Consider the following 25,327-nt stretch of genomic DNA (forward strand, 5'->3'; position numbering starts at 1 on the left):
AGGACTAAAGCATGACGGTTCTATACAAAGGAACATTAAAACAAAATAAAGAGCCATTTCACGTTACATTACTATCACTAGAGCACATTGAACAAATTTTATCGTTACAAAACGCCGTCGTTGAGGCATTAGAGGATAAAGGCCGTTTACAACCACTCTCACAAGAAGAATTTCAATACATTCTAGAAGGAAATGGCATAATGATTGGTGTTTTTATTGAAAACGAACTCATCGCATTTCGTGCGCTACTCGTCCCTCCTATCGACGATGAACATTTAGGACTTGATATTGGTTTGCCAAAAAGTGACTTGCACCGCGTCATCTATCAAGAAATTTCAAACGTTCATCCGAACTGCCGAGGAAATGGGATGCAAAAAATATTAGCGAAAGTCATTATGGATGAATTGCAAAAAGATGCTGGCCAGTACAACTATGTTTGCTGCACCGTTGCACCTTTTAACATTCCAAGTTTGAAGGATAAGTTTGCGCAAGGAATGGAGATTGCTGCGCTGAAAGAGAAATATGGCGGGAGTATGCGGTATGTTTTTGTGAAGGAATTGCGTGGAGATAAAGAAAGAGATTGGACAGATGTTAAGAGCGTTCTGATGAGTGATACTAGTGAACAGCAGGCTTTGCTTTCGGAGAGGTATCGTGGGTATGAGATGGTGAAACTAAATAATACTTTTTTCGTTAAATTCTCCAAATAATCACCTATTATTAAAAAACAAATAACCAATGCATCTTACTTCTCATTGGTCATTTGTTTTAATGTACCCATAACCTATAAATAATTTTACTTATTCATTGAATGGATATTTTCCCTCTGAACCTTATCTACATTATCTACTATAGATTTATAATACGGTTTCTGAGAAAATCGTTTATAATCACCTATCACATAAAATTCCTTTTTGGCTCTTGTAACTGCAACATTTAACAAATTAGGCTTCGAACATGACCAATTAGCCGCACTATCGCTATTCATATCTGTGCCAGTTATAAAATAAACAACATCTGCTTCCTTTCCTTGAAATGTATGAACAGTCCCTATAGAATTTTTCAAGAAATTTTTAATTAACGTATGAGAGATGTTCATATCCTTCAATTTACTTTCCAACTCTTGTTTCATACTATCCTTTACTGCAGTAAAAGGAGAAATTATATATACATTTGGCGGTTTTGAAATATTTGTCCATAGGCGCACAATATGCTCTATTACTAATTTTCCTTGTTGCTCTACAAATTGGCGATCTGTGGTCAAACCTTTACAGTCAAACCACACACTCTTTCCTCGCTCTTTTTGAGCCAATACCATTTTATTTTCGTAAGCTATTTCATTAGCTATTGTAAACATTGGATCTAAACACCTTCTATGAACCCATAATGGTGTTCCAATCCATTGTCCAGAATTATTAAATGTACCATATGGATTTGCTAAATCTGCCAATGTTTGAACAGAACTTCCCATATCAATATATTTATTATCTATACTAAAATATTTTCTAATATCCCCTAAAATTGTTTGGTCGATTGTGACAACTGGCTCAATTTGAATAGGGTCCCCAACTACTATTACATTCTTTGCTCTCCATATAGCACCAGCTGCCTGTTGCGGACTTGCCTGTCCTGCTTCATCTATAAATAAATAATTAATGCTATCCTTTCCTATACCTTTATACATAGAACTAAAACTTGCAAAAGTCGTACTAATTAAAGGGGTAATTAAATGAATTGTTTCCCAAATATTTTTTAAATACCTTCTATTCTCTGCATCATTCAAATCTAACTTTGTGCGATTATTAAGTAAACGTATAGTGGATTTAATCGCTTTAAAATTGAACGCAAGTAGTAACTTATGAATTTTCATAGCCTTTAAAAACAGTAAGCCTCTTTCAAAGTTCAATTCATCAGTAAGCCAAATTGTATTTAGTTGACGATATTCATATGCCTCTTTTGAATTTGACCAATACTCTTCACTCGGTAGTACTACACCCTGTTCTTTATAATAATTTTGTTGCTCTATAAAAATAGAATTCTCTATCTTTATTTTCTCTATTATCTTCTTATTATCTTTTATCTGTTCCCCTTTTAAATAAGCTTCTTCCTGTTTTCCCTTTAATTCACAAATAATATCATTTAATTCCTTTTCTAACTCCAGTTTTTTAACATTTTTCTTGCCCAAAAGCCTTTTAAAAAAAGATAGCTTAGGTACCATTTGAATTTGTTGCTCTGTCAGCTTTCTTTGCACTTCTAAATACTCGCATCTGTCATCTATCTTTGTTTTCTCTTCTTTAAATATAAGGATTTGTTCTTTCTTTTTTTCTAATGAGTCATTCAAAGATAAATTCACCTTATAATTATTAGAGAATTTTTGAAGTTCTTCTTTTTTCTTAAGTATCGATTCAAAAACATTTTGAAAATCTTCAACCGCATTTTCCCAGTTTTCTAATGTTATTATTTTGCTCTCTTCTTCTAGTTGTTGTATAAATCCTTTACCATTCTCCTTTGATTTATACAAGGCTTGACCAAAGTTATAAATATTTTCTGACTTCCCAAGAACCCCTGAAAATAGGCCCCATGTTTTTATCTCGTCTCCTAAAAGATCTTGCGCTACCGATGAATACATTTCTAATTCGCTTGCCTCTTCAGCATACAAAGCATCATAATGATTCGGTTCCTTTTCATTAGACGTACGTATTACTTCTTTTTCTTTTGGTAAATCCTTTGAAATATTTTCAACAGCCCCGTTATTACTTGATGCAACTACCATTGAATATTTTCTTAAATTAGGAGCCAATATGTATATTGGATAATGATAGTCGTCTACTTTAATTGTTTTCTCTTTTTGAAATGCTTGGGTAGGATCTTTAAACTTTATTATTTCCTTTGCCCTTTCAACTACAATATTTGCAAAAATATCTTTTAACAATGTAGTTTTACCCGTTCCAGGTGGCCCATTAACAGAACTAATTTGTTGATTACTATTTAAAATCTGGTTAACAGCTACTTGCTGCATCAATGATAATCTATGTTCTACAGGTGATGGCCAACGTCCATCGGGTATACGGCTAGGTTGTAAAATCGTTTCGATATATTCCCGATTCTCATTTATATCTATACGTTTTTCAATATTCACTCCCTCAATAAACTGACGAAGCGCTTCATTTTCCCCTTTTTCCAGTATATTAACCAAATCTTTTAAATAAAAACTATTAAAGTTTTGAATAGGAACTTTCTTATCCGCTTTAACTACTTTCAATTCCAAATAATTTATATTACTATCTTCTACTTGATAAAAATAACGTTGGTAAATTTGCTGAACTTTGATTAAGGCCTCACTTGTTACTCCATTAATAAAAGTATTTTCTATTTCTTCCTCAAACAACTTTAATTGACCTTCAAATTGAACAAGAAGATTACTATAATAATTTTCCTTATTCTGTATCATCCTTTTCATTACATACATAAGCAAAGGAACAAATATTGAACCTGTAATATAGTTTCCTTCATCATCTACAGAAAAAGAAAAGCCAAATAATGTTTTATAATCTTTATTAATAACCTCGTCACTATTTTTTAAAATTCCCCGTATAAAATCAACTAGTTTATAATGTTCAAAACAAGACATATAGTACTGATATTGCACTTTATAGTTCTCATCATCTTTCAATTGATTTTCTTCCCAAGGATATTCCTCAAGTTGTATTAACTGTGTTCTATTTCTATCTTGATTATCTTTAAAATAACTCTTTTTTATTCTTTCTTCCTTACCAGGAACTTCACTTGGATTTAATGACTCTATCAAACGCCACGCTTCAAGGACTGATTTCACATTATTTGTTTGCATTTTCTCACTCCCACCACAATAATATTCCATTTTAATCCATTTACATTCTTGATAATATCACAATGCACTGAAAATTAATAACTCTATATGATTCAAATAATAATATTCATTTACACAATACCTCGGGTTGGGAACTCCTACTAAACCGTCATCTTCCAACTTGATAACGCTAACCAGTTTTCCATTTCCTTATAATTAGGCATGATCTTCCCGACAAGACGCCAAAAGGATCGATCATGATTTAAATGGACCATATGGCACATTTCGTGAACAACTACATAATCAATTACTCGCTGCGGTGCCATCGCTAGCTTCCAATTGAATGTTAGCTGTAAATTTGAATCACACGTTCCCCACGTACGACTACTATCTGTAATACGAATAGAACGCGGTTTTGTTTTGAAATTAATTTGATGCGCTTTAATACTCTTCTCTACTAACGCCTTACACTGCTTATAATAAAATCGTTTTAAAGCTTGTTGTATTTTCTCATCCTTAAGCTCTTTCACATAAATATGCAGCTTATCTCCTTCAAATATTGCGTTATCTTGCTCAATGCTTGTATCTTGGGAAATCTGTATCGGATACGTACTCCCTAAATACAAAAATCCCTCTCCTTGATCATAAGTCTTTTCCTGTGGACCACGCACTCGCTCCAGCATTTCCTTACGTGTTTTCTGAATCCAATCCCATTTCTCCTCTAGCAACTGGACTAAGTATTCAACAGGTGTCCCTTTTGGAGCTTGCACTTCCACATTTCCGTACGAGTCTACCAAAAGACGCACAGACTTTTTCTTCTTATAAGTTATATAAAAATGAATTGTCTCACCTAAATATGTATGTACCATTTCATCACCTAGCATATTATTTTACAAATAAAAAAGAGTAGGACACAACCATCCCACTCTACCTATTATATCATTTACCACTTTAACGGACTCATTACCCTCTATACTTTACAGCTAATCCCTTAATGAAATTCCTTGCGTATCTATCCCCACACTCTTTGTAATTCTTATGGCCTTTCTTTCTTAATAGAGCGCCTAACTCTCCTTTTGTCACCTTAACTCCTACACTGTCTAATATATCAAGCACATCCTCACTCGTTAAAGATAATGCTATTTTCATTTTCTTTAGAAGAAGGTTATTGGCACTTTCATTCCCCTGTAAAGGTACCGGTTGTCCTGGTTTCGAATCTTGCTTTCCTCTTTTTAAAGTAATAAATCCATTTAAAAATGACTCTAACATCATAATATCGCATGTTAGTACGTAATCATTTTCAACTACATCCGCATTTTCGGCTTCATGTTGGGGACTTTTCTTTACTTTTGTAAGCATATCAACTACTTCTTCTTTCGTTACTTCAATGCCACCAAGTTTAAATATTTCCACCATATCTGTATCTTTTATATCCATAGCATATCTTACTCTTTTTAATATATCGTTGTTGCTCATTGCCATTGTTATTCCTCCTGAAATGTTGCTTATTTGTACAGCAGTTAAAGTTTATTCTCTAACATACTCTAAACTCTCGTGTTACATATAATCGTATTATCAAAAATCACTCTTCAGATTATATCTCCGTCACTTTTAAACGAATGTCTGCCAAATGAATATTTTCACATTTTAAAGCCGCATTTTTAGACTTTTTATCCCGAATAAAGTTTTACTTTATAATAACATTCTCAAATATTTTTCGAAGTTAACTCCTTCTACTTCAGAAATTTGCTCCAAAGAGGTATCATGAATGGCTGCTGTTAGAAATGCCTCTGCGAGATGCACAGATTTTTCTAGACTCTCTCCTCGCATCATGCTTCCCATTATGACAGAAGTAAATAAATCACCCGTACCAGAATAACTTTTACCATTATACGGAATAGTGCTATAAAAAGTTTTATTCCCACCCAAATACATATTTCCGATAAACTGCTTATCTGGATCTGCTGACGGTGGATTCACACCAGTTATGATCACCTTAGCATCCGTTTCTTGCTGCAACGTTTTTCCTGCTTCTTCTAATGCTTCGATAAAATCCCTTTCATTTAAATAGCTATATAGTTTTTCATAAGATAATCCGGTTAATAGACAGCACTCCGTTACATTTGGTGTAATCACATCTGCATATTTCACAAGTTCTCTCATTCGCACTAGCAATTCTTCTGTAAAAAGTTTATAAGCCTGACCTATATCCCCCATCACAGGATCCACAAGCAAGGTGGTTTCTTTTGTATGAAATGTATCTAAAAAATGAAAAATATTATCAATCTGTTCTCGGCCGGTTACAAATCCGGTATAAATTCCGTCAAAGGTTACCTGAAGCTTGCTCCATTCCTCTTCGAAATATTTCATTTTAGATGTAAAATCTTCACAAAAAAAACTTGGATAACCTGTTTGTGCAGACAATATAGCAGTTGGTAAAGGACATGCCTGTACCCCCATTACCGAAAGAACCGGAATCGCAGCGGTTAATGAACATTTTCCAAAAGATGATAAATCCTGTATTACAGCGACTTTTTTCATAATAACCTCCATAAGATTTATCCCACTTAATCTTTATTCATATTATCACAAATAAAAAATAGGAAAACTAAACCATTTAGCATTCAACTAAGTTAAATGGCTTTCTAACACTAAAAAACTCGCGCCTTCAATTCTACATTCACTAGTAGAAAACATCACTTATGATACCGCTTGAAAATATTCAGATTCAATATAGTTTCGTTAATCCTTTTCAAAAAACTAAAAAAAGCAGTGCCCCCTTGTCAGAGAGCAGGCTGCTTGATTTTAAAATAAGCACCGCTACACACTCCCTATATACAGAGTGTATATGACAACACAAAGGTGCTGGTGGGTTTATTACATTCTTCAGACCTGTTTCTTTCAGAAAACAAACTTTATCAAAAAAAGTTGCTGGCTGCAAAAAAACTTGAAACCGAATAAAATACGTACACATGAGTTGACGTAATTCATTTTTTCTCTAACTTTTTTGAGAGTTACATCATTTCACTGTCCACGTCTTTTTCAAAGTTATCAAGCAATGCACGCACTTCATCTGTTGATTTCGTGCTCATCAATTGATTTCTTAATTCAGCAGCTCCATGGAATCCTTTTACATAAATTTTGAAAAAGCGATGAAGCCCTGTGATGGAACGTGGTAGTACTTCTGCATATTGATCTTGAAGGTCAAGTTGTAGTCTTAAAAGATCAAGATGTTCTTTACTGCTATGCTCTCTTGGCTCTTTTTCAAACGCAAATGGATTTTTAAAGATACCTCGCCCGATCATCACGCCATCAATGCCATATTTTTCAGCAAGCTGTAGCCCGGTTTGACGGTCAGGAATGTCTCCATTGATTGTTAGGAGCGTATTTGGTGCGATACGGTCACGTAATTTTTTGATTTCTGGAATTAACTCCCAATGCGCAGCCACTTGGCTCATTTCTTCTCTTGTGCGTAAATGAATAGAAAGGTTCGCAATATCCTGTTTGAAAATATGCGTTAACCACTCCTCCCACTCATTTACCTCTTTAAAGCCAAGTCGTGTTTTTACGCTGACAGGCAGTCCGCCCGCTTTTGCTGCTTGAATAAGTTCTGCCGCAACGTCTGGACGCAGAATAAGGCCACTACCTTTACCTCTCGAAGCCACATTCGGTACAGGACAGCCCATATTAATATCGATCCCTTTAAATCCTAGCTCTGCCATGCCAATACTCATCTGACGGAAATATTCGGGATTATCTCCCCAAATATGCGCCACTATCGGCTGTTCATCTTCTGTAAAAATTAAACGGCCACGCACACTTTTCATACCCTCTGGATGACAATAGCTATCCGAGTTTGTAAACTCCGTGAAAAATACATCCGGTCGACCAGCTTCACTGACTACGTGACGAAAAACAACATCTGTCACATCTTCCATTGGTGCAAGTACAAAAAATGGTCGTGGTAAATCACGCCAAAAATTATCTATCATGTCAAACTCAAATCCTCTCAATTAAAAAATCTACAGTACATTTGAACATTTATCCCGCATTAACGGGCAGTAAGACTCCCACCTCAAGATTCAGAGAGAAGCAAGGAAGATAGGTGGGAGTAGGGCTGCCCGTAACAGCCCGATTGGTGAGGGCTCATAATCAGTGGGGGATGAAGAAAACCCCCACTGATTAAAGTTTCACTTTATCATTTGTAAAAATCAGCAATATTTATTTTAACTAAAATTATTTCTAAATGGTATTTTTATAAACCAAAAAGCAGATGGTATAGATTTTTTCTATATCAACTGCTTTTCTATTATACCAACTTCAGCCAAGCTACACACTCCACATGAGTCGTATGCGGGAACATATCAACAGGCTGTACTTCCTGTGTTTTATATCCGCCTTCTTCTAGTACTTTTAAGTCGCGTGCAAGCGTTGCTGGGTTACATGATACGTATACGACGCGCTTTGGCTTCATGTCGATGATTGTGTTTAGTAATGCTTCATCGCATCCTTTGCGCGGCGGATCGACGACGATTGTATCAGCGATTACGCCTTCTTTGTACCAGTTTGGAATGACAACTTCCGCTTCTCCAACTGCAAATTCTACATTTGTCATATTGTTGAGTGCTGCGTTTCGTTTTGCGTCTTCGATTGCTTCTGGCACAATTTCAACGCCATATACTTTTTTCGCTTTTTGCGCTAAGAATAGAGAAATGGATCCGATTCCGCAGTACGCATCAATAACTGTTTCATTTCCGTCTAGTTGTGCATATTCTAATGCTTTATCGTATAGCACTTTCGTTTGCTCTGGGTTTACTTGGTAGAAAGAACGTGCTGAAATCGCAAATTGAATATCACCGATAAAGTCATAAATATATTCTGATCCGTATAGGACTGTTGTTGTGTCTCCGAAAATTACATTTGTACGTTTCGTGTTTACGTTTTGAACAATTGATTTTACATTTGGGAATTTCGCTGTAATTTCTTCGATTATCGCCTTTTTATTTAGAAGTTTTGCCGTACGCGTAATGAAGACAAGCATAATTTCCCCTGTTACTTGTCCATATCTTGCCATTACGTGGCGAAGTGTGCCTTTATGACGTTCTTCATTGTACGCTCGAATGCCATGCGTTTCACAAATACGTTTCACTTCTTGAATTAATGTATCGTTCTCTTCCGCTTGAATTAAGCACGTTTCCATATTGATGATGTCATGCGTCCCTTGACGGTAGAAACCCGCTACTAGTCCGCCTTCACGTTCTCCAATTGGCACTTGTGCTTTGTTGCGATAAACCCACGGATTTTCCATACCGAGAACAGGGTGAACTGGCACGTCATAAAGACCTCCAATACGCTGCATGACATCGCGCACTTGTTTTTGTTTTGCCTGTAGTTGTCCTTCATATGTTACGTGCTGAAGCTGACAACCTCCGCATTGGTTGTAAACCGGGCACTCTGCCTCTTTACGATATGGACTTTCTGTGTAAAGCTTCATTAAACGACCGAATGCGAAGTTCTTTTTTACTTTAATAATTTTAATTTGCGCTTCTTCACCTGGTAATCCGTTTTTGACGAAAATAGGATATCCTTTTACTTTCGCAACACCGGCACCATCATGGGTTAAATCTTCAAATACTACATCTATAAATTCGTTTTTTTCAACTGGTGGCGTCATTTTATTACTCATTTTCCGACCTCTCTTTTTCATAACACTGCGTTACATTTTATCATACTTATATAGTCTTTTTCTATTGGGAGAAAAAAAGCTATTGACGACACTTCTCTATTAATGTTACGCTACTAATAATTTAATACGGACGATGTTACCTCATATATCCTCGATAATATGGATCGAGAGTTTCTACCTGGCAACCAATAATTGCCGGACTATGGGGAAAACTAATGAATATTAGCTTATAGAAAGACTTATATTGATTAGCTTTCTCTCATAGATGAAAGTGAATCCATTATGAGTCTTTTTTTATTTTTACTTTTAAAAGGTCGGACATCTTACGTATGACATAAAACTTCTAAATCCTTTATTTATTAGTTATATAACTAATGTTTTATGTAAAAACTTTATAAGAACTTGTGAAAGGGGCAATTACATGCAATATGTAATAAGCATTATCGGCATCCTCGCCGTGTTAGGTTTATGTTTTGCTTTATCAAACAACAAAAGTAAAATTAACTTTCGTGCAATTGCTATTATGATTGGTTTTCAAATTTTAATCGGATGGTTTATGTTTGCCACAAAAATTGGTCAACAAATCATTATTTTAATTAGTAAGGTCTTCAATAAACTTATTAAACTTGGTACAACAGGTGTTGATTTTCTTTTCAATGGAATTCAACGAGATTTTGTCTTTTTCTTAAACGTACTATTAATTATCGTCTTTTTCTCAGCACTACTTTCTATTTTTAGTTATTTAGGCGTTCTACCATTTATTGTTCGCGTTGTGGGCGGTGCTATTTCAAAAGTTACTGGTTTACCACGCGTTGAGTCCTTCCATGCAGTAAACTCTGTATTCTTCGGTTCAAGTGAAGCTTTAATCGTAATTAAAAATGACTTAAAACACTTTAATAAAAACCGTATGTTCATCATTTGTTGTTCAGCGATGAGCTCTGTTTCAGCTTCTGTTACCGCATCATACGTGATGATGCTAGATGCAAAATATGTATTAGCTGCTCTTCCATTGAACTTATTCTCAAGCTTAATTGTTTGTTCTTTATTAACACCCGTTGATACAAAACGTGAAGAAGAAACGGTTCAAAAATTTGATCGAAGCTTATTTGGAGATAGCTTCATTGGCGCAATGATTAACGGCGCGTTAGACGGTTTAAAAGTAGCTGGTATCGTTGCTGCATTAATGATCGCCTTCATTGGTGTAATGGAAGTTGTAAACTACGTAATTACCTCAGCTTCAGGTGCAATGGGATATACAATTACACTGCAACAAATTTTTGGTTATATTCTAGCACCATTTGCTTTCCTAATGGGGATTCCAGCTCATGAAATTATCCCAGCTGGCGGCATTATGGGGACGAAAATCGCCTTAAATGAATTTGTAGCAATCCTTGATTTAAAAGAAATTGCGAAAACATTATCTCCACGTACAATTGGAATCGTTACAGTATTCTTAATTAGCTTCGCAAGTATTAGCCAAATTGGTGCAATCGTCGGTACCATTCGTGCTCTTTCTGAAAAACAAGGAAGTGTTGTTTCTAAATTTGGTTGGAAAATGCTATTTGCATCAACACTTGCTTCTATTTTATCCGCTACAATCGCTGGATTATTTATTTAACAAAAAGTCTGTATGATACGAGTCGTATCATACAGACTTTTTGTTATTTCGCTTACTTTAAATTTCGCTTAATTCTTATTTCCTAATATTCATTACCCTTTTAAAATGTTATAATTTGTAAAAAATATGCAATGGGGGATTATAATGAAGGCTCACATTCTTTTTGATTTTTTACATGTACTGTTTTTCAGTTTAAAAAGCTACTATATATTAGGGATTCCAATATATGTATTCATTCTACCTGTCCTTTTTGTAGCAGCTTATCTAATCATTTCCGTTAATCAAAAAAGAAAAAGTAGGTCGATTCACAACCACTAATTTTCCTCAAATGATATGATGAACAAGGGTATAAAACCACCACTCTTACATCGGTGGGTATTTCAATATAAATAGGCAACATACTACACAATAGAAGGTGATCGTTATGAAAAAATATGCTGCTATTGCTCTATGCACATCTGCTATTCTAGCGGGCTGTAACACTAGCAATGCAAGTAATGAACCGAAACAAGAGAAACAGGTTCAAAAGCAAGTGAAAAAACAAGACGAAGTTGTAAAACCACAAGGAAAGATTGTTTCTGATCCTATTACATATGAATCTATGAATACATCAATTCGTGTAACAGATGTAAAAGATTCTTTCACAGAAGTACAGTACAAAATTTGGCGAACGGCAGACGGAAAAGAGAGTGCAAAACCTTTCACTTCTAAAGAAAAAGACAATCAATTTGTAATTCCTTTTGATGTAAAAGAGTTTGAAGGAAAACGCGGTGAATATCAAATTGAAGCATTCGGTGTGAAAGAAGACGGAAAAAGCATCCCTCTTACACCATCTACAATTACATTCCAGCAACATATTCCTGTCCTAATGTATCACGCTATCGATGATTATCACGGTCAAGGAATTAAAGACTTATTTGTATCACCTGCTAACTTTGAAGCGCAAATGAAATATTTAAAAGACAACGGGTATACATTATTAACATTTGAACGATGGAACGAGATTAATAAAGTAAATAAACCGATATTTGTAACACTTGATGATGGGATGAAAAATAATATGAATGCATTCCGCATTCTGCAACAATTAAAGGATGATACTTTTAAACCGACTGCAACCGAATATATGATTGTTGATAATGTTGGTGTTGAAGGCGCCTTATCGGCTGATGAAATAAAAGAAATGGTGAACTCTGGTATCTTCTCTGTCCAATCTCATACAGCGACACATGCCGATCTACCAAAAATCACAAACTATGAAGAAGAGTTAAAAGGATCGAAAGAAAAGCTTGAAAAGATTACTGGAAAACCAGTTATCGCTATCGCCTATCCGTTTGGACATGTAGATGATAAAGTTGTTGCAGAAACGAAAAAATATTATCAGTTCGCTACAACAACTAAACCAGGACAATTTATTACAAAAGGTGAGGCGGACGAATTGTTAAAAATGAAACGTGTTCGCGTCCATCACACAACTACGGTAGAACAATTTGCTGCTTCTATTAAATAAAGCTCAATAACAGCTGAGTTCTATTTATATTTTTGAATTTTTCCTGTATTATGTATATAATGAATATTTTGAATAAAGGAGATTATACATATGTCATTTGAACAGAACTTAGAGAAATATGCTGCACTTGCAGTAAATGTTGGTGTAAACATTCAACCTGGTCAAACGTTATCGATTAATGCCCCACTTGAAGCTGCTCCATTTGTACGTCTCGTTACAGAAAAAGCATATAAATCTGGTGCAAAGCATGTATATGTAGATTGGAATGATGAAGTGTTAACACGCTTAAAGTTTGATTTAGCTCCAGTTGAAGCGTTCTCTGAATTTCCTGCTTGGAAAGCGCGCGCACGTGAAGAATTAGCAAAAGAAGGTGCGGCATTTATGTCTATTTATGCAGAGAATCCAGACTTACTAAAAGGGGTAGATGCAACAAAAATTGCAACTGCACATAAAGTTGCTGGAGAAGCGATGAAAGTATACCGCGATTATGTACAAGCTGATAAAGTCAGCTGGTGCGTCATCTCTGTTCCTACAAAAGAATGGGCTGCAAAAGTATTCCCAGATGTATCGCCAGAACAACAAGAAGAAAAGCTGTGGGATGCTATTTTCCAAGCGACTCGTACAACTCTAGAAAATCCAGTTGAAGCATGGAAAGAGCATGATGAAACGTTACATAAAAAAGTCGACTACTTAAATGAAAAACATTACAAAGCACTTCACTACACAGGCCCTGGAACAGATTTAACAATTGAGCTTCCAGAGAAACACGTTTGGGCTGGCGCTGGTAGCTTAAATGAAAAAAATGTACCGTTTATGGCTAATATTCCAACAGAAGAAGTCTTTACTATGCCGTTAAAGACAGGTGTGAACGGCTATGTTTCGAGCACAAAACCATTCGTGTTTTCCGGAAATATTATTGACAACTTTACACTCACTTTTGAAAATGGTCGCATCATTGACTATAAAGCAGACGTTGGCGAAGAAGCGTTAAAACATTTAATCGAAACAGATGAAGGTTCTCACTTCTTAGGAGAAGTTGCCTTAGTGCCGCATGATTCACCGATTTCAAATACAAATATTCTATTCTACAATACGCTATTTGATGAAAATGCATCTTGTCATTTAGCAATTGGAAATGCTTATGCATTTAACTTAGAGGGCGGAAAAACAATGACGAAAGAGGAACTTGCAGCAAACGGAGCAAATGCTAGCATTACACACGAAGACTTCATGATTGGTTCAGCTGAGCTTGATATCGACGGTATTACAGCTGACGGGAAACATGAGCCTATCTTCCGTAAAGGGAATTGGGCGTTTTAATAAAGAACAAAAAGCTGTCTTCCGAAAATTGGAAGACAGCTTTTATGTTGCTGATGAAACTTTTAATCCGATTACACCTAATACAATGAACAAAATACAAAACGCTTGAAACAAGCTAATATGTTCTTTAAAAAAGTAAACGCTAATGATTGTAATACATAATGTGCCTAAACCGGACCAGATCGCATAAGCAATACTTAGATGAATCTTTTTTACGACAATGGCAAAAACGCTAAAACAAATGCCATAGCATACAAAAATGAATACACTTGGAACAAACTTCGTTAAACCATTTGATAACTTCATTGCGACCGTTCCAGCGATTTCAAATATAATTGTTACGAGTAATAATAACCAATATATCATCTAGAACCCCTCATCTTTTTGTTAAATTATAGAGATTCTAGTATATATTTTTATCTTCTCCTAAACAAGATTGTTCGCATTATAATCCTAATGAAATATATTTAATTTCTAGATACTCTTCGATTCCAAAGTGACCGCCTTCACGACCAATCCCGCTTTCTTTAAATCCACCAAACGGAGCTTGCGCAACAGATGGAAGTCCATCATTTAAACCGATAATTCCATATTCTAATGCTTCACTAATTTGGAATGCTTGAGTAATATCTTTTGTAAATATATATGCCGCTAAACCATATGGTGTATTATTCGCACGTTCAATCACTTCTTCTACCGTTTTAAACTTCGCTACTGGCGCTACTGGACCAAATGTTTCTTCTGTCATACATAGCATCGTATCATCTGCGCCGCCAATAACAGTTGGTTCAATGAAGTGACCATTTAATTCTGTAACCGTTTGGCCCCCATATAATATTTCGCCGCCTTTTTTCACTGCATCTTCAATATGCTCTTGTACTTTTTCTACTGCATTTGCATCGATAAGCGGTCCTACAGTTGTCCCTTCTCCAAAACCATCTCCAACTTTTAGCTGTGCAACTGCGTTTTTGAATTTCGCTGCAAATTCTTCATATACTGCTTCCTGTACAAAAACGCGGTTTGTACAGATACATGTTTGCCCAGCATTACGGAATTTCGACCCAATTACCGCTTCGACAGCTTTATCTAAATCCGCATCATTCATCACGATAAATGGAGCGTGTCCTCCTAGTTCAAGTGACACTTTCTTCATCGTTTTCGCAGCGCTAGACATTAATTCTTTTCCAATTTCCGTTGATCCTGTAAAGGAAACCTTTCTTACGCGGCCATCTTCCATCCAAGTATCAGCAATCGCTTTAGCACTACCTGTTACAATATTTAAAACACCTTTTGGAATATCAGCTTTATGTGCTAATTCCGCTAATTTCAGCGCTGTTAACGGGGTTTGACTAGCAGGTTTTACAACTGCTGTACAGCCTGCAGCAAGTGCTGGTGCCACTTTTCTTGTAATCATTGCCGCTGGGAAGTTCCATGGTGTAATGGCTGCAATAACCCCAACAGGTTGTTTCGTTACTAAAATGCGTTTATTCGGATGAGAAGCTGGAATCATTTCACCGTATACACGTTTTCCTTCTTCTGCATACCACTCTACAAAGCTATTCGCATAATTTACTTCTCCAAGTGCCTCAGGAAACGGCTTTCCTTGTTCTTTCGTCATAATAGCAGCAATTTCTTCTTTATTTTCATCAATAAGTGTAAACCATTTTCTTAATTTCTCCGCACGCTCAGCCGCTGTTAATTTCGACCAAGATTTAAAAGCCTCATGCGCAGCATCAACGGCTTGCTTCGCCTCTGTCACTCCACCTTTCGGAACAGCGGCAAATACTTCTTGTGTTGCTGGATTATGAATTTCAATTTGTTCCTCTAATTGAATCCATTCACCATTTATATACATTGCTTTTTGATCTAAATTTACATATGTCGCTTTCTTATCCAAAATTCTCTTCCTCCTCTATACTTTCCTGTTTTAAAGTGTTTCTTTCATACTTACCGAGAAGCATTCTAATAAAGAAATAACCTCCAAAAATTACCCAGCCTAGTACCATTAACCATTCATATGGCCAAATTAGCGCCGCTGGCATGCCCGGCATATATAATACAATAAAGCCAATACTTAATATAATTGCAATACTTCCAACTATTCTTCCATTCTTTACTTGAAATGGCCGCTTCATCTTCGGTGCTCTTTTTCGCAATATGAAAAAGGATAGACTGACTAATAAGTAAGAAACAACAATGCCAAGTCCACCTGCATCTACAATCCAAACAAGTGCTGGTCTTCCTAATAATGGTGCAAAAAAAGATAGCATCCCTAAAAAGATGATAGAATGAGAAGGTGTGTTATATTTTGGATGCACTTTTCCAAACCACGCTGGTATCATTCCTTCTTTCGACATTGCATATAATACACGACTGCCTCCAATGATGAAAGCATTCCAACTCGTAATAATACCAGCTAAGCCACCAAAAATTAAGATATTCGCAAATATTTTAGAACCGAACACTGCTCCCATAGCATCTGCTGTTGCTAATTTTGTTTGAAGAAAATCTTTTTGATTTAACGCCATCGATACACCTAATGCTATGAAAAGATAGAAAACCACGGCACAAATGACAGAAAAGATTAAAACTTTCCCAATTTCTTTAAATGGAAGATTTACTTCTTCAGCAACTTGCGGGATTACATCGAATCCAACAAATAAAAATGGAACCATAATAAGAACAGCCATCACTCCGCCTGTACCATTTATAAAAAACGGTTCTAAATTTTTTGTATCGCCGTTGAAACCAGCGCCAAAAACGAGCATAATTCCTATGGCTACAATAAAGATGGTAAATATACTTTGAAACACGGCTGCTGTCTTTACACCAAAATAATTGATAATTGTAATGAAAAGGGCACCACCCATTCCAATCATCGCCCATGTCAAGTATACATCCCAACCAGCAATCGTCCATAAATAAATACTTTGATAATGAGGTAATACATAATCTACCACTGTCGGTAATGCAACAGCTTCAAAGGTAACGACAGATACATATCCTAGTATGATTGCCCATGATGCAACAAAAGCCGCCTTCTTTCCAAATGCCTTACGTACATACAATAAACCACCGCCTGTTTCCGGCATCGCGGAAGCAAGTTCAGCGTATGTTAATCCAACAAAAGTAACAAGTAATCCCCCAATAATAAAGGCAATTACAGCTCCCATTGAACCAGCAGATGTAACCCAATCCCCCGAGAGTACAACCCAGCCCCATCCAAGCATTGCACCGATCGCGAGAAAAAGAACATCAAAACGTGATAACACCTTTTTAAGTTTCTTCTTCTCTCCCAACTACAAATTCCCCTCCTATAAACTTCTTAATTTTCCGAGTAGCTGCCGATTGACTTATTTTCAAGAACTCTGCTACTTTATAGCTTGATCCATATGTTTTATATGCTTTTAAAATAATATTCCGCTCTACTTCCTCCAACATTTGGTAGAGGCTTTGACCGGATTGTTCAATCGTTACTTCTTGCATAGATACTGGTAAATCTTCTATCGTAACAACATCGTCAGCAGTAATAACGAGCCGCTCAATTACATTCTCAATTTCACGATTATTCCCTTCCCAAGGATATCCTACAAACATTTGTAATGTACTAGGGGCTAATTTTACATTTCGCCCATACTTTTCATTAAAGTGTTGTAAATAATGATAAACTAATGGCAAAATGTCCTCTGTTCTTTCACGAAGCGGCGGAATTTGAATCGGTATGACATTTAGGCGGTAAAACAAGTCTTTTCGAAATGTCCCTTGTTTCACCATTTCTGCTAAATTTCTATTCGTCGCTGCTACAATACGAACATCTACCTTTTTTAATTCTCTCCCCCCTACTGGGCGGAATGTTTTTTCCTGTAACACTTGTAATAATTTCGCTTGCATTTCTAGCGGCATTTCTCCTATTTCATCTAAAAAGAGCGTTCCTTTATGCGCTAGTTCTAATATCCCTTTCTTCCCTTCACGATTGGCACCTGTAAAGGACCCTCCAGCATATCCAAATAGCTCTGATTCAATAAGATTTGTTGGCAATGTCGCACAGTTCATTTCATAGAACATTTCATTTTTTCGATGACTGATTTCATGTAAATGACGTACTAATCTACTCTTTCCTACACCAGTCTCACCTAAAATGAGGACTGTACTATCTACCATAGATATTTTTTTGATAGTTTTGACTATTTTCTGCATAGCTACACTTTTAAAAATAAGTCCTTCGTGTTCATATGTTTCTCGTAATTCTCTTTTATATGTCTTTAATTGGTGATCCATCTCCTCTACCTTTTTCCGTAATTGATAGAGTTCAGTAAGATCACGAGAATAACTAATGACTCTGCGTAAATTTCCCTCTGCATCAAACACAGGTCTTGTACGAACATGTAAATACTCGCCTGATTTTGTTGTCTGAACAAGTTCAATTGGTTTCTTCTTCTCAATGACTTCTAATGTTGCAGATGGATAAAAAATCCCTTCTTTTTGCAAATCTTTCACATGCTTCCCAATCAATTCTTTCGCGGACAATTGATAGTGCCTTTCACATGTACTATTGACACGTACAACAATCCCTTTCTCATCTGTAACAAAGATTTCGTCAAATGCATATTCAAATACATCTTTTAAATCCATATACGCTCTTTCCTTTTCTGCAACCATTCTAGCCACTCCTCAAAGTCAATCCCTTACTCCAATTATTTACTTCTTACATTCCATTATAAATCTAAATCTTAATTTAAGGGAATTTTCTGTATTTTCAAGAGAGTAAACGAGAATAATTGCAAATGTGTTATGCATCTACTCTTTATACACGAGTTATATTTGCTTGTTGATAACAGGCTTGTAAAGATTCTTCAATAATGGTAAGCCCTTCTTCCAATTGCTCATCTGTAATAACGAGCGGCATAAGAATACGAATAACATTTCCGTAAGTTCCTGCTGATAATAAAAGCAAGCCGCGTTTATTCGCTTCGGCACATAAGTTTGCAGTTAAAGCTTTATCCGGCTCTTTCGTACTTTGATCTTTCACAAGTTCAAATGCACACATTGCCCCTAATCCACGAACATGACCAATACAATGATATTTCTTCTTCATCTCTTCAAATCGATCCATTACAATTTTTCCGATATATATAGCTCGATCATTTAATTTTTCTTTCTCAATAATATCTAAAACAGCTAATGCCGCTACGCAGCCAAGTGGACTTCCCGCATACGTTCCTCCAAGCTCGCCTGGCGCTGCTTCATTCATTATCTCCTTACGACCAATAACTCCACTAATTGGTACTCCAGCCCCTAATGATTTAGAAACCGTAATTAAGTCTGGTACAACATCGTAATGATCAATTGCAAAATATTTTCCTGTCCGGCTAAAACCTGTTTGAATTTCATCAGCTACAAATAAAATATCATGTTCCGAGCAAAGACGGCGTACTTCTTGAACAAACTTTTTACTTGGCACGATAAAACCACCCTCACCTTGAACAGGTTCCATTACAACAGCAGCTATGCTTTCTGGAGCTACTTCTGATAGGAAGAAGTTCTTAAATTCCTCAATCATAAAGTCATCATATTGTTCATCTGTCAAACCTTCTGGACGGCGATACTCATATGGAAACGGCGCTTTATATACTTCAGGGGCAAATGGTCCAAAACCAAATTTATAAGGTTTCACTTTACTTGTCATCGTCATCGTCATTAATGTGCGACCATGAAACCCTTTTGAAAATGCAATAATACCGGATCTTCTCGTATATTTACGAGCAATCTTCACCGCATTTTCAACTGCTTCCGCACCGCTATTTAAAAATAATACTTGCTTATCAAAATTCCCTGGTGCTAATCTAGCTAATTTCTCTGCTAACTCAATATACGGTTCATACATCATAACATTAAAGCCAGTATGAATATATTGACCTACTTGTTTATGAAGTGCTTCTGTTACTGCCGGATGACAATGTCCTACATTAATCGTTCCAATCGCACCTGCAAAATCGATGAATTGGTTTCCATCGACATCTGTTACAAGTGCTCCATCTGCTGATTGTACAAATGTTGAAATCCCATTACTCACACCTCTTGGTATAATATTTTGACGACGTTCTAATAGAGAAGCTGCCTTTGGTCCTGGAATTTGCTCATTTACTTTTGCATATTTTTTTATACTCATCGTTTTTCCCATCCTTTTCTATACAATGTTTTTTCTTATATTTATTGCAAAATGTATGCCAACTTATGAACCTAGCATTCTTCCGTTTTTCTTTATATTTCGACACAAAAAATAAGTCTATAACGACTTATTTCAAGTCATTATAGACTTATTTTATTTATCTATTAGGCTTTACTTGTTCAAAAAGAAGTGTACCAGAACTTGAAATCAGATCTCCTACCGAATCCAATATAAGATCTGCAAGCGGTGCTAAAGTTTGATAATCCCCAGTCCCAGATAGCACACCGATTGCATAACAATCCCCACTATTTTTCGCTAAATGTAAATCTGTTGGTGTATCTCCAATAACAGCAACTTCTGACGGTATGAGATGGAACCTTTCGCAAATGAATTCTATAATTTTCTTATCTGGCTTTTGTGCTGAGAAAGTGTCAGAAGTAATTATACAATCAAAGAAAGATTCCAATTGATATTGCTTCAAAAATAATTCTGTAGGCGCTAAATCATCAGCTGTTACAACGCCTAAAATAAAATCTCTATCTTTCAACGTTTGTAAAATTTCCGGAATATTCGCTGTCATTTTCATATGAAAGCGGTGGTCATACATAAGAGTAAATAATTGCTGACTCACCCACTGATGCATATCCTCTTCTCTTTCTGATGGAATATATTCACAAAATACTTTTGCTACATCACGACTTGTTCCAGCTGCTAAGGCACTCTCAGGATGAACAAAATTTTCTTCTACACCTATTTCATGTAAAAGCGTTTGTTGCAAAGATTGTGGCAAATTATATACCTTTATAAGTTGAGCGACAAGTTCTTCGGCTACTTTTACCCAAATGGAATGGAAATCCATTAATGTACCATCTTTATCAAATAATATTGCTTTTATCTTCTCCATAACACCCCACCCTTCCCTTCTTCTCTCTCCCATTGTAACAAGGAAATATGGATAAAAAATGAATATATTGTAAATATGCCATAAAAAACAAACAAACTTCTAATTTACAATCCAAATCGAATCATTTGACTATCATTTTGGAAAGGCGTAGAATTACTTTCATCGTAATTAGCTAATTATTTAACTTTATTAACTATCATGATAGTTTCCTACAATTTTTATATTATTATAGGAGATGTTTATATGGTTGAAGAAATGTTTTATCGAAAAATATTAGAAAATCTCTTTTCAGACCCTATTGAAGTGACGCTTTGGGATGGAAAAACAGTTCAATATGGTGAAGGAGAACCTCTATTTCAAATTACATTCCATAAACCACTTTCCAAAAAAGAACTTGCCAAAGACCCATCTATCGCATTCGGCGAAGCTTATATGAATGGAGATATTGAATTAAAGGGTGATCTTGAAAAAGCAATTGAGTCCATTTACAAAAGTCAAGAAAGCTTTTTAGGAAATAGTAAGCTACAATATTTCACAAGTAAATGGAATTTTTCAAAGAAGAAAAATAAAGAAGACATTACTCATCACTATGATATTGGAAACGACTTTTATAAACTATGGCTTGATGACACAATGACATATTCTTGTGCTTATTTTCAGCATCCTGATGACTCCTTAACAACAGCTCAACATAATAAAGTAAATCACATTCTAAAAAAATTAAATCTTCGTAAAGGAGATACTTTATTAGATATCGGATGCGGATGGGGAGAACTGATTACAGCAGCCGCGAAGCAATACGGCGTGAAGGCAATGGGCGTAACATTAAGTGAAGAACAGTACGCAAAAACTACTGAAAGAATTAAGCAAGAAGGCCTTACTGATTTAGTGGAAGTTGCCTTACTTGATTATCGTGACATTACAAATCGCAAGTTCGACAAAATTGTAAGTGTTGGTATGATTGAACATGTGGGAAAAGATCGTATTACTGAATATTTTCATACAGTAAATCGTCTATTAACAGACGGTGGTGTTTCTGTACTACATTGTATTACTTCCCCAACAGATGGAGCTACAAATGGATGGATTGAAAAATATATCTTCCCTGGTGGATACGTTCCAGCTGTTAGTGAATTAATTACAAACATCACGAATCAAAAAATGTTCCTCGTGGATGTGGAAAGCTTACGAAGACACTACGGTAAAACATTGGAACACTGGGCCAAAAATTTCGAAAATGCACTTGATGAAATTCGCAAAACGAAAGATGAACGCTTCATCCGGATGTGGCGCCTCTATTTAAATGCTTGCGCAGCTTCATTCTATACAGGCAATATCGACTTACACCAATTCGTATTTACGAAAGGGATTAATGATGATATTCCATGGACACGCGCCTATATGTATGATACAAAGCAATAATATGCTATAGAAAAAAGAGGATGCCATTATAAGGCGTCCTCTTTCTGCTCAGGAACAAATAGTTCTAAGCAATGATAGATGTTTTCAAACTCCATCGGTGCATCTCCACCGTATTCACCATCTAAGTTGATCATTAACTTATCAGGAGAATGCACTTTAATACGATTTGCTTGCGTATATAATACTTTTGGATTATTAATATGCTCACCGCGCTGCGCTTGCGTTGCCGCTTTAATTAAATCCGCTATTGACCCTTTTTTCAGTACTAACAAGTCAAATAACCCATCATTAATAGAAGCATATGGTGCTACCTTTTCAAATCCACCTACTGAACGTGTATTTGTAATTAAAAACATCGTAATTTCTTCTTGCAACAACTTTCCATCATACTCAATCTCAACATACGTTGGATGTAATGACGGTAACATTTCAATTCCTTTTAAGTAATATGCTAATTGTCCTAGCACTGTTTTTAATTTGCTTGGCACTTCATACGTTAACTCTGTAATACGTCCGCCTCCAGCAATATTAATAAAATATGTATCGTTTGCTCTACCAAGATCTAACGGAACCGTTTTCCCTTCACAGATAATATCTGCCGCTTCTTCAATAGAACGTGGAACACCAATAGCACGTGCAAAATCATTCGTTGTTCCAACTGGAATAATTCCAAACTTCGGACGATGTTCATGCTCTACTAAACCATTTACCACTTCATTTAAAGTCCCATCACCGCCTGCTGCAATGACTACATCAAATTTACGTTCTGCCGCTTGCCTCGCCGCAATTGTTGCGTCTCCAGGCCCTGTTGTCGCGTGACAGGATGTTTCATATCCAGCTTGTTCTAATTTCTGTAATACTTCTGGTAAATGCTTTTTAAATAGCTCACGACCAGAAGTAGGATTATAAATTATTCTTGCTCGTTTCATCATGTATTAGCACAGGAATTTTCTCATTCATCAATTCAGGAAAAAGAATATATTCAACTTTTCTCCAGCCTTCCTATGCCTGCCTCCTCTCATCTCCATATCCTTCTTTTATCCCAATTGAAAAGGACAAGTAAGAACCAGGGTTCATATCGCTATGCATTCGCAAATCATATCATTCTTCATCACTATTACTGTTTGTTTTATGGAAAACATGGGAATCTTAATGATCTATTTTTTCATAAGATAAAAAACTTTATATGTCTAGATGTATCATTATTCCCACCTTTTTGCAACTATCATACCATAGTTGCTATACAAACATTTTCCCACATTTTACAGAAAAAAACACCCACATGCGGGTGTTTTTCTCCTTGATCTTTCATCACTGCCTAGTTCCTGCGGCTAGAAGGATCAGGCGTTTCTCCTCCGGCGAAGCAAAAAAACACTTCTCTTTCGAAGGCTTCAACGCCTTCTTCTTCTAATCGAACCGCCTACGCTTTTCTTTTATCGCTTATTTATTTCTTCTAATAAGATTTTATTAACAAGCGGTGGGTTTGCTTGTCCTTTTGTCGCTTTCATAATTTGACCAACTAAGAAACCAATTGCACGGTCTTTACCATTTTTAAAGTCTTCAATAGATTGTTCATTATTATCAAGGATTTCTGTTACAATCTTACGAAGTGTACCTTCATCAGAAATTTGAACAAGTCCTTTTGCTTTCACGATTTCTTCTGGATCTCCACCTTTTTCAATTAACTCGTTAAATACTTTCTTCGCAATTTTAGAAGAAATCGTACCTTTCTCGATTAATTGAATCATTTTAGATAGCCCAGCAGGTGTTAATGCTACATCTTTTAATTCTTTTTGTTGTTTGTTTAAGTATGCAAGCACTTCACCCATTAACCAGTTTGATGCTAACTTCGCATCTGCACCGCCTGCAACTGTTTCCTCAAAGAAATCAGACATTTCTTTTGTTAAAGTTAATACATGTGCATCGTAAGGTGGCAGACCAAGTTCTGCAACATAACGTGCTTTACGAGCATCTGGAAGTTCAGGAATGGAAGCACGAACTTGTTCTTTCCATTCCTCATCAATATAAAGTTCAACTAAATCCGGTTCTGGGAAGTAACGATAATCGTCAGATCCTTCTTTTACACGCATTAAGATTGTTTTCTTTGTCACTTCATCATAACGACGTGTTTCTTGCTGAATGATACCACCGGATAATAATTCTTTTTCTTGACGAGTTTGTTCAAACTCAAGACCTTTTTGAACATAAGTGAAAGAGTTTAAGTTTTTCAGCTCTGCTTTTGTACCAAATTTCTCTTGTCCGACTGGACGAAGGGAAATGTTTGCATCACAGCGAAGAGAACCTTCTTCCATCTTACAATCAGATACACCAGTGTATTGAATGATTGATTTTAATTTTTCTAAGTATGCATATGCTTCTTCTGGCGTACGCATATCTGGCTCAGATACGATCTCAATTAGCGGAAGACCTTGACGGTTATAGTCTACTAATGAGTAACCTTCACCTGTATGCGTTGATTTACCTGCATCTTCTTCTAAGTGAAGACGAGTAATACCGATTCGTTTCTTTTTGCCGCCTACTTCGATTTCAATCCAGCCGTTTTCCCCAATTGGTTTATCGAATTGAGAGATTTGGTATGCTTTCGGATTATCTGGGTAGAAATAGTTCTTACGGTCAAACTTCGTTTCTGTTGCGATTTCACAGTTTAAAGCCATTGCAGCTTTCATTGCAAAGTTTACTGCCTCTTTGTTTAAAGTTGGAAGTACCCCTGGGTATCCTAAATCAATTACACTTGTTTGTGTATTTGGATCCGCTCCGAATTCTGTTGGACTCGCAGAGAAAATTTTCGAATTTGTTTTTAACTCAACGTGAACCTCTAAACCAATAATTGTTTCAAAATTCATCTATGCTC

19 protein-coding genes and 1 riboswitch are annotated in these 25,327 nt (G+C 36.0%); of the genes, 5 read left to right on the top strand and 14 right to left on the bottom strand.

Annotated elements, in window-relative coordinates; translation table 11 throughout:
• Window positions 1-11 precede the first annotated feature (11 nt).
• Window positions 12-707 carry a GNAT family N-acetyltransferase gene (locus MR063_RS14090; protein WP_242198695.1) on the top strand — a complete coding sequence of 232 codons (696 nt, stop codon included), beginning with the start codon at window positions 12-14 and terminating at the stop codon, window positions 705-707.
• Between the two features lie 86 nt (window positions 708-793).
• Here the strand turns inward: MR063_RS14090 and MR063_RS14095 are convergent, their stop codons facing one another.
• The 6 genes from MR063_RS14095 to rlmD form a co-directional block, all read right to left on the bottom strand.
• Window positions 794-3,847: a DEAD/DEAH box helicase gene (locus MR063_RS14095; protein WP_242198698.1), complete on the bottom strand. Its 3,054-nt coding sequence runs from the start codon at window positions 3,845-3,847 to the stop codon at window positions 794-796.
• A gap of 140 nt (window positions 3,848-3,987) precedes the next feature.
• A complete protein-coding gene (locus MR063_RS14100; RefSeq protein WP_242198804.1) occupies window positions 3,988-4,695 on the bottom strand; it encodes a M48 family metallopeptidase in 708 nt (235 codons plus the stop codon).
• Window positions 4,696-4,789: 94 nt separating this feature from the next.
• Entirely contained in the window at window positions 4,790-5,308 is a 519-nt protein-coding gene (locus MR063_RS14105) for a YehS family protein (RefSeq protein WP_242198701.1), read from the bottom strand.
• A 210-nt stretch (window positions 5,309-5,518) separates the two neighbouring features.
• Entirely contained in the window at window positions 5,519-6,367 is an 849-nt protein-coding gene (locus MR063_RS14110; RefSeq protein ID WP_242198704.1) for a pyridoxamine kinase, read from the bottom strand.
• 473 nt (window positions 6,368-6,840) lie between these two features.
• A complete protein-coding gene (locus MR063_RS14115) occupies window positions 6,841-7,818 on the bottom strand; it encodes a tRNA dihydrouridine synthase (RefSeq protein WP_242198806.1) in 978 nt (325 codons plus the stop codon).
• A gap of 317 nt (window positions 7,819-8,135) precedes the next feature.
• Window positions 8,136-9,512, bottom strand: coding sequence for a 23S rRNA (uracil(1939)-C(5))-methyltransferase RlmD (rlmD, locus tag MR063_RS14120; RefSeq protein ID WP_242198707.1), 1,377 nt, complete (start codon window positions 9,510-9,512; stop codon window positions 8,136-8,138).
• A gap of 121 nt (window positions 9,513-9,633) precedes the next feature.
• Window positions 9,634-9,735, top strand: a riboswitch (purine riboswitch).
• A gap of 198 nt (window positions 9,736-9,933) precedes the next feature.
• On the opposite strand from rlmD, the gene MR063_RS14125 reads away from it, so the two are divergent.
• From MR063_RS14125 to MR063_RS14135, 3 genes are all read left to right on the top strand, one after another.
• The gene (locus MR063_RS14125) at window positions 9,934-11,130 is read left to right on the top strand and encodes a NupC/NupG family nucleoside CNT transporter (RefSeq protein ID WP_242198710.1); all 1,197 of its coding nucleotides are present in this window, start codon (window positions 9,934-9,936) and stop codon (window positions 11,128-11,130) included.
• Window positions 11,131-11,554: 424 nt separating this feature from the next.
• Window positions 11,555-12,640, top strand: coding sequence for a polysaccharide deacetylase family protein (locus tag MR063_RS14130; protein WP_242198711.1), 1,086 nt, complete (start codon window positions 11,555-11,557; stop codon window positions 12,638-12,640).
• A 90-nt stretch (window positions 12,641-12,730) separates the two neighbouring features.
• A complete protein-coding gene (locus MR063_RS14135; protein WP_242198713.1) occupies window positions 12,731-13,960 on the top strand; it encodes an aminopeptidase in 1,230 nt (409 codons plus the stop codon).
• 42 nt (window positions 13,961-14,002) lie between these two features.
• Here MR063_RS14135 and MR063_RS14140 read toward each other — a convergent pair whose 3' ends face one another.
• From MR063_RS14140 to MR063_RS14165, 6 genes are all read right to left on the bottom strand, one after another.
• Window positions 14,003-14,326 carry a DMT family transporter gene (locus MR063_RS14140; RefSeq protein WP_242144334.1) on the bottom strand — a complete coding sequence of 108 codons (324 nt, stop codon included), beginning with the start codon at window positions 14,324-14,326 and terminating at the stop codon, window positions 14,003-14,005.
• Between the two features lie 79 nt (window positions 14,327-14,405).
• Window positions 14,406-15,857 carry an NAD-dependent succinate-semialdehyde dehydrogenase gene (locus MR063_RS14145; protein WP_242198716.1) on the bottom strand — a complete coding sequence of 484 codons (1,452 nt, stop codon included), beginning with the start codon at window positions 15,855-15,857 and terminating at the stop codon, window positions 14,406-14,408.
• Window positions 15,850-17,259: an APC family permease gene (locus tag MR063_RS14150; protein ID WP_242198718.1), complete on the bottom strand. Its 1,410-nt coding sequence runs from the start codon at window positions 17,257-17,259 to the stop codon at window positions 15,850-15,852. Before MR063_RS14150 ends, MR063_RS14145 begins: the two co-directional genes overlap by 8 nt.
• The gene (locus MR063_RS14155; RefSeq protein WP_242198720.1) at window positions 17,237-18,619 is read right to left on the bottom strand and encodes a sigma-54 interaction domain-containing protein; all 1,383 of its coding nucleotides are present in this window, start codon (window positions 18,617-18,619) and stop codon (window positions 17,237-17,239) included. The genes MR063_RS14150 and MR063_RS14155 overlap by 23 nt, the downstream gene beginning before the upstream one ends.
• Before the next feature lie 145 nt (window positions 18,620-18,764).
• Window positions 18,765-20,129 (bottom strand): 4-aminobutyrate--2-oxoglutarate transaminase, encoded by a 1,365-nt coding sequence (gabT, locus tag MR063_RS14160; protein WP_242198722.1) that lies wholly within the window; start codon window positions 20,127-20,129, stop codon window positions 18,765-18,767.
• A gap of 157 nt (window positions 20,130-20,286) precedes the next feature.
• Window positions 20,287-21,033, bottom strand: a complete 747-nt coding sequence (locus MR063_RS14165; RefSeq protein ID WP_242198724.1) for an HAD family hydrolase — start codon at window positions 21,031-21,033, stop codon at window positions 20,287-20,289.
• Between the two features lie 243 nt (window positions 21,034-21,276).
• On the opposite strand from MR063_RS14165, the gene MR063_RS14170 reads away from it, so the two are divergent.
• Window positions 21,277-22,455 (top strand): SAM-dependent methyltransferase, encoded by a 1,179-nt coding sequence (locus tag MR063_RS14170; protein WP_242198728.1) that lies wholly within the window; start codon window positions 21,277-21,279, stop codon window positions 22,453-22,455.
• A 26-nt stretch (window positions 22,456-22,481) separates the two neighbouring features.
• On the opposite strand, the gene MR063_RS14175 is transcribed toward MR063_RS14170, so the two are convergent.
• Window positions 22,482-23,387: a diacylglycerol kinase gene (locus MR063_RS14175; protein WP_242144328.1), complete on the bottom strand. Its 906-nt coding sequence runs from the start codon at window positions 23,385-23,387 to the stop codon at window positions 22,482-22,484.
• A 501-nt stretch (window positions 23,388-23,888) separates the two neighbouring features.
• Complete coding sequence (gatB, locus tag MR063_RS14180; RefSeq protein WP_242198731.1) at window positions 23,889-25,319, bottom strand: Asp-tRNA(Asn)/Glu-tRNA(Gln) amidotransferase subunit GatB; 1,431 nt, start codon at window positions 25,317-25,319, stop codon at window positions 23,889-23,891.
• Window positions 25,320-25,327: the final 8 nt, after the last annotated feature.

It is taken from the genome of Bacillus cereus group sp. BfR-BA-01492, from assembly GCF_022662815.1.
Taxonomy (GTDB): domain Bacteria; phylum Bacillota; class Bacilli; order Bacillales; family Bacillaceae_G; genus Bacillus_A; species Bacillus_A cereus_BD.